Here is a 6,378-nt window from a genome sequence, read left to right as displayed (position 1 = left end):
TCGCGCAGCTGTTCCGCCCGCTCGACCTGCTCGGCATGGTCTATCGCACGATCCGACAGGGCGTGATCGACATGGGCGCGATGTTCGACCTGGTCGACACGCCCGCCAGCATCGTCGATGCGCCGGACGCCACGACGCTGTCGATCGCGCGCGGGCATGTCCGCTTCGAAGGCGTCCGGTTCGGCTACGAACCCGGCCGCGACATCCTCCACGGGCTCGACCTCGACGTTCCCGCCGGCAGCACGCTGGCGGTGGTCGGCCGGTCGGGCGCGGGCAAGTCGACGCTCGCGCGGCTGCTGTTCCGTTTCTACGACCTCACCGGCGGACGGATCACGATCGACGGACAGGACATCGCGCAGGTCACGCAAGCCTCGCTGCGCAGCGCGATCGGCATCGTTCCGCAGGACACCGTGCTGTTCAACGACACGATCGGCTACAACATCGCCTATGGTCGCGAAGGCGCCGGCCGGGACGAGATCGCCGGCGCCGCGCGCGGTGCGGCGATCGCCGAGTTCATCGAACGCCAGACCGACGTCTACGACACGCGGGTCGGCGAACGCGGGCTGAAGCTGTCGGGCGGCGAGAAGCAGCGCGTCGCGATCGCGCGCACGCTGCTCAAGAACCCGCCGATCCTGATCCTCGACGAAGCCACCAGCGCACTCGACAGCCGCACCGAGGCCGAGATCCTCGCCACCCTCGAAGCGATCGAGCGCGGCCGCACCACGATCGTCATCGCCCACCGCCTGTCGACCGTGGTCGACGCCGACCAGATCGTCGTCCTCGATGCCGGGCGCGTCGCCGAACGCGGCACGCATGCCGAACTGCTCCGCCGCGGCGGCATCTATGCGGAAATGTGGGCGCGCCAGGCGCAGGAGCGGCAGGAGGCGCTGGCCGCCGAGTGATCGCTCGACCCTCCGCCGCCCCCTCGCTACAGCCTCGCCGATGATCCCCGACCCCCTTCCGACCTTGCAGCGCGTCTTCGGCTTCCCCGCATTTCGCGGAGTGCAGGCCGATGTCGTCGAGCGCGTGCTCGCGGCGAAGCGGACGCTGGCGGTGATGCCGACCGGCGCGGGCAAGTCGCTCTGCTACCAGCTGCCGGCGGTGATGCTGGAAGGCACCTGCGTCGTGGTATCGCCGCTGATCGCGCTGATGCACGACCAGCTCCGCGCGGCGGAGGCGGTCGGCATCCGCGCCGCGACGCTGACCAGCGTCGACGAGAACCGCGCCGAGACGATCGCGCGGTTCCGCGACGGCGGCCTCGACCTGCTCTATATCGCGCCGGAACGCGCATCGACCGGGCATTTCCGCGAGATGCTCAGTCAGTCGCCGCTGTCGCTGTTCGCGATCGACGAGGCGCATTGCGTCAGCGAATGGGGCCATGATTTCCGCCCCGACTACCGGCTGCTCGAACCGCTGCTCGACGCCTTTCCGGATGTCCCCCGCCTCGCGCTGACCGCCACCGCCGACGCGCATACCCGTGCCGACATCTGCAAGCAGCTCGGCATCCCGGTCGAGGGGATGATCGTCAGCGGCTTCGACCGGCCGAACATCCGCTATGCGATCAGCCCCAAGGCGAGCACGTCCAAGCAGATCGCCGACGTGATCGCCGCGACCCCCGGCCCCGGGATCGTCTACGCCCAGACCCGCGCCGCGACCGAGAAACTGGCGGAGGCGCTCGCCCGTACCGGCCGGCCGACGCGCGCCTATCATGCCGGGCTCGACGCGCGCATCCGCCAGAAGAACCAGGCCGATTTCGTCGCCAGCGAAGACATGGTGATCTGCGCCACGGTCGCGTTCGGCATGGGCATCGACAAACCCGACGTCCGCTTCGTCGCGCATGCCGGGCTGCCGAAATCGATCGAGGCCTATTACCAGGAAACCGGCCGCGCCGGCCGCGATGGCGACCCGGCGGTCGCGCATCTGTTCTGGGGCGCCGAGGACTTCGCCCGCGCGCGCCAGCGGATCGGCGAGGTCGAACCCGAACGCCAGCCTGGCGAGCGCACGCGCCTCGCCGCACTCGGTGCGCTGGTCGAGACCGCGGGGTGCCGCCGCCGCATCCTGCTCAAGCATTTCGGCGAGGACCGCATCGACGATTGCGGCAATTGCGACAATTGCCTCGGCACCACCGAGTCGGTCGACGCGACCGAGACCGCCAAAAAGTTCCTCAGCGCGGTGTTCCGCACCGGGCAGTTGTTCGGAGTCGGCTATGTCGAACAGGTGCTGTGCGGCCAGTCGACCGACCGCAGCGTCGACCGCGGCCACGAGAATCTCTCGGTCTGGGGCATCGTCGAAGGTGAGGAATCGGCGCTCATCAAGCCGGTCGCGCGCGCCTTGCTGTTGCGCGACGCGCTACGCACCAACGAGCATGGCGGGCTGGAGTTCGGCCCTGGCGCGCGGCCGATCCTGAAGGAAGGCGCGCGGGTGACGCTCGTGGTGCCACCCAAGCGTGTACGGTCGAGGAAGCGCGACGCCGGTGTCGCTACCAACGCTGCGGACAACCCGTTGTTCGAGGCGCTGCGCGCTTGCCGCCGCGATCTGGCCAAGGACGCGGGGGTGCCGCCGTACGTGATTTTCCACGATTCCGTCTTGCGCGACATGGCGGCGCGACGGCCGGCAAGTCGGGCGGAGTTGATGCACTTATCCGGCATCGGCGCGCGGAAGCTGGACGCTTATGGCGATGCGTTCCTGGCGGTGATCCGGGAGGCGTAGGAGCGCCGCGCGGTTGTTCATCCGCGCAACCGCCTCGCCATGAAGTTGTAGCCGAGCAGGAAAAGGGTTGTGTCCCCGCGCAGGCGGGAACCCAGGGTCAAGCAGATCAACGGCCGACGGGTCTGCTTGATCCTGGGCTCTCGCCTTCGCGGGAGCACAAGATCGGTTAGGCAGAGGCGTCGTTCCGACGAGAGCGCGTGACGCTGAGCAAAGCGCATGTCCTCACCCCGATTTCGCCACGGTTCACCCTCCCGCTCCCGCGCCGATGGCGCTATAGCGTCGCGATGCTCGATATTCGTACGCTCAACGACCATGTCTCGGTCGCGCCGCAGATCGCCCCCGCCGACATCGCCGCGATCAAGGCGGCGGGGTTCGTCGCGATCGTCAACAACCGTCCCGACGACGAAGAAGCGGGCCAGCCCTCGGGCGATGCGATCCGCGTCGCTGCCGAAGACGCCGGTCTCGCCTATACGTCGATCCCGGTGACGCATGCCGGCTTCTCGCACCCGCAGCTCGACGCCATGGCCGCCGCGCTGAGCGCGGTGGAGGGCCCGGTGCTCGCCTATTGCCGGTCCGGCACGCGGTCGTGCAATTTGTGGGCGCTCGCCGCAGCCAAGGCAGGGCGCGCGCCGCACGTGCTCGTCGCACAGGCGGAAGGCGCGGGCTATGACCTGGGCGGGATCCGTCCGATGCTGGACGCGCTGTCGAGCGACCGATGAACTGGCCGGTGCTCGGCGGATCGCTCGCCGCGATCCTGGTGCTCGCCGGCATCTGCTGGGCGCTGAAACTAGGACGCGTCGAACGGATCGCCAGCCCCGAGGACGCGGCGGATGCCGCGGATCAGTCGCTGCCTGGCTTCGACACGGTCGGCGCAGTGGTCGGCGCGGACGGTAGCGGCGCACTGGCGGTGGCCGACGACGGTCGTGTCGCGGTGATGAAGCGTCACGGCGCGCGGATCGCGGTACGCGAAGTGACGTGGCACGCGCTCCGCTCCACCCCCGCTGGCATCGTGGTCGAGACCGGGGAGCGGCGGTTCGGGTCGGTATCGCTCACCGGAGTCGACGCGCTCGACATTCGCCGGCTGGCGCCGCAACTGACACGGGTGTAAGCTCCGTCCCGACGCGGCGCGGCACCCGATCGCGCGCGTCGGAGGGATGCCGTTGGTTCTGCCGAACCCGATCGATTATGCGATCCCCGCATTCGTGGTGCTGGTGCTCGCCGAGATGCTGGTCGCGCGGCTGCGCGATCGCGATCGCTACGAACCGCGCGATACCCTCACCAGCTTGGCGCTCGGGCTCGGCAGCACGGTCGCCGGGGTGCTGTCGGCGGGCGCGGTGCTGGCGCTCGCGACTTGGGTGTGGGGCTTCCGCGTCTTCGACATCGGCTGTGCCTGGTATTGGTTCTTGCTGTGCTTCGTGCTCGACGATCTCGCTTACTACGCCTTTCACCGATCCGCGCACCGCGTCCGCTGGTTCTGGGCGAGCCACGTCATCCACCATTCGAGCCAGCATTATAACCTGTCGACCGCGCTGCGGCAGACCTGGACCGGGTTCTTCAGCCTCGCCTTCCTGTTCCGCCTGCCGCTGTTCCTGATCGGCTTTCCCCCGGCGATGGTGTTCTTCGTCGCGGCGCTGAATCTGGTCTACCAATTCTGGATCCACACCGAGGCAATCGGCCGCCTGCCACGCTGGTTCGAGGCGGTGATGAACACGCCCTCGCACCACCGCGTCCACCACGCGACCAACGCCCGCTACCTCGATCGCAATTATGCCGGCGTGTTCATCGTCTGGGATCGGATGTTCGGCACCTTCGTCGGCGAACGCGACGACGACCGCCCGCGCTACGGCCTCGTCAAGAACCTAGGGTCGTTCAGCCTGTGGTGGGCGGCGTGCCACGAATGGATCGGCATCGCGCGCGACGTCCGGGCGGCGCCGTGGCGCGCCAAGCTCGGCTATGTCTGGCGCCCACCCGGCTGGAGCCATGATGGCAGCCGCGACACCAGCGAGACGATCCGCGCACGCTGGCAGCAGCGAGAAGCAAAGCGGGCGAGTGAATAGGAGCGTTGGCGGACACCCAGTCCGTCACCCCGGACTTGATCCGGGGTCCCGCTCCTTCGCGTCAGCAACGGCGTCCCTCCGTCGAAATTGGCGGGACCCCGGGTCAAGCCCGGGGTGACGGGCATTTCTTGGGGGAAAGCCCCCAACCCTAACCCGCGAACCGCTCCCGCAAGGCCAACATCGCCAGCGCCGCGTCCGCCGCGCCGCCGCCCTTGTCGAGTTCGGTCGGCCGCGCGCGGGTCAGTGCCTGCGCCTCGTTCTCGGTCGTCAGTATGCCGTTGCCGATGCACAGCCCGTCCATCGTCAACGCCATGATCCCGCGCGCGCTTTCACCCGCGACCACTTCGAAATGATAGGTCTCACCGCGGATCACGACGCCCAACGCCACGAACGCGTCGTAATCGCCGCCCTCCGCCGCCAGCGCGATCGCGCCCGGCACTTCGAGCGCACCAGGGACCGTGATCGTTTCGTGATCATGCCCCGCGCGCTCGATCGCGGCGCGCGCGCCGGCGAGCAGCAGGTCGTTCAGGTGGTCGTAGAATCGTGCCTCGACGATCAGGATAGTGGCCATGTGGTCGGTTTCCGTTCGGGTGTTCGGGTCAGCCGTCGACCGTGATCGCGCGTTCGCCGACGATCGAAAGCCCATAGCCGTCGAGCCCGACCAGCGTGTGATGCGTGTTGGTCAGCAACACCATTTCCTCGACGCCGAGTTCGGTCAGGATCATCGCGCCGACGCCATAGTCGCGCAATTCTTCCATGTCGGCGGCGGGCAAGGTGCCTGCCTTGGCCTGCAACGCGACCGTGAACTGGTCGGTACGCGGTCGGTTGATCACCACGACCACGCCCGCGCCCTCCGCGCCGATGATCTCCATCGACCGCTGGAGCAGATTGCCGCGATCGCCGTCCTCGCCGAAGATGTCCGCGAAGGTCGACAGCGCATGCATCCGCACCAGCGTCGGCTTCGCGGGATCGACCTTGCCCTTCACCAGCGCGATCTGTTCGGTGCCGGTCGCCTTGTTCCAATAGGTCAGCGCGGTCCAATCCCCGCCCCAGCGGCTGATGAACTTCGCCTCGGCGCGCTTCTCGACGAGGTGATCGTAGCGGCGGCGGAACGCGATCAGGTCGCGGATCGTGCCGATCTTGAGGTTGTGGTGCTGCGCGAACGCGACGAGATCATCCATTCGCGCCATCGTGCCGTCCTCGTTCATGATCTCGCAGATCACGCCAGAGGGATTAAGCCCGGCGAGCCGCGACACGTCGACTGCCGCCTCGGTATGCCCGGTACGCACCAGCACCCCGCCATCGCGCGCGACCAGCGGGAAGACGTGGCCTGGGGTGACGATCTCTTCCTTGCCCTTCGACGAATCGATCGCGACCGCGATCGTCCGTGCGCGGTCCGCCGCCGAGATCCCGGTGGTGACGCCGTCGCGCGCCTCGATCGAGGTGGTGAACGCGGTTTCGTACCGGGTGCCGTTGTTGCGGCTCATCAGCTGGAGCCCGAGTTCCTCGACCCGCCGCCTGGTCAGCGCCAGGCAGACCAACCCGCGGCCGTGCTTGGCCATGAAGTTGATCTTCTCCGGCGTCGCCATCTGCGCGGGGATGACGAGGTCGC

General features: G+C 68.3%; 7 protein-coding genes. 5 read left to right on the top strand and 2 right to left on the bottom strand.

Features of this window, described 5'->3' with window-relative positions:
* The 5 genes from ACFE77_RS15775 to ACFE77_RS15755 all read left to right on the top strand — a co-directional run.
* The coding region (locus tag ACFE77_RS15775; protein ID WP_375422600.1) for an ATP-binding cassette domain-containing protein at positions 1-902 on the top strand (902 nt) is incomplete at its 5' end.
* A 40-nt stretch (positions 903-942) separates the two neighbouring features.
* The gene (recQ, locus tag ACFE77_RS15770) at positions 943-2,709 is read left to right on the top strand and encodes a DNA helicase RecQ (RefSeq protein WP_375422599.1); all 1,767 of its coding nucleotides are present in this window, start codon (positions 943-945) and stop codon (positions 2,707-2,709) included.
* Positions 2,710-2,993: 284 nt separating this feature from the next.
* Complete coding sequence (locus tag ACFE77_RS15765; protein ID WP_375422601.1) at positions 2,994-3,428, top strand: TIGR01244 family sulfur transferase; 435 nt, start codon at positions 2,994-2,996, stop codon at positions 3,426-3,428.
* Entirely contained in the window at positions 3,425-3,817 is a 393-nt protein-coding gene (locus ACFE77_RS15760; RefSeq protein WP_375422598.1) for a hypothetical protein, read from the top strand. The genes ACFE77_RS15765 and ACFE77_RS15760 overlap by 4 nt, the downstream gene beginning before the upstream one ends.
* A gap of 52 nt (positions 3,818-3,869) precedes the next feature.
* Positions 3,870-4,766 carry a sterol desaturase family protein gene (locus tag ACFE77_RS15755; protein WP_375422597.1) on the top strand — a complete coding sequence of 299 codons (897 nt, stop codon included), beginning with the start codon at positions 3,870-3,872 and terminating at the stop codon, positions 4,764-4,766.
* Positions 4,767-4,914: 148 nt separating this feature from the next.
* Here the strand turns inward: ACFE77_RS15755 and ribH are convergent, their stop codons facing one another.
* Positions 4,915-5,337, bottom strand: coding sequence for a 6,7-dimethyl-8-ribityllumazine synthase (gene ribH / locus ACFE77_RS15750; RefSeq protein WP_375422596.1), 423 nt, complete (start codon positions 5,335-5,337; stop codon positions 4,915-4,917).
* 28 nt (positions 5,338-5,365) lie between these two features.
* Positions 5,366-6,378, bottom strand: a 1,013-nt coding sequence (ribB, locus tag ACFE77_RS15745; RefSeq protein ID WP_375422595.1) for a 3,4-dihydroxy-2-butanone-4-phosphate synthase, incomplete at its 5' end; no start/stop codon positions are given.

Source organism: uncultured Sphingomonas sp. (genome assembly GCF_964243315.1).
Taxonomy (GTDB): domain Bacteria; phylum Pseudomonadota; class Alphaproteobacteria; order Sphingomonadales; family Sphingomonadaceae; genus Sphingomonas.
Note: the sequence above shows the minus strand (reverse complement) of the source record. Positions and strands in the feature narration are given on the sequence as shown.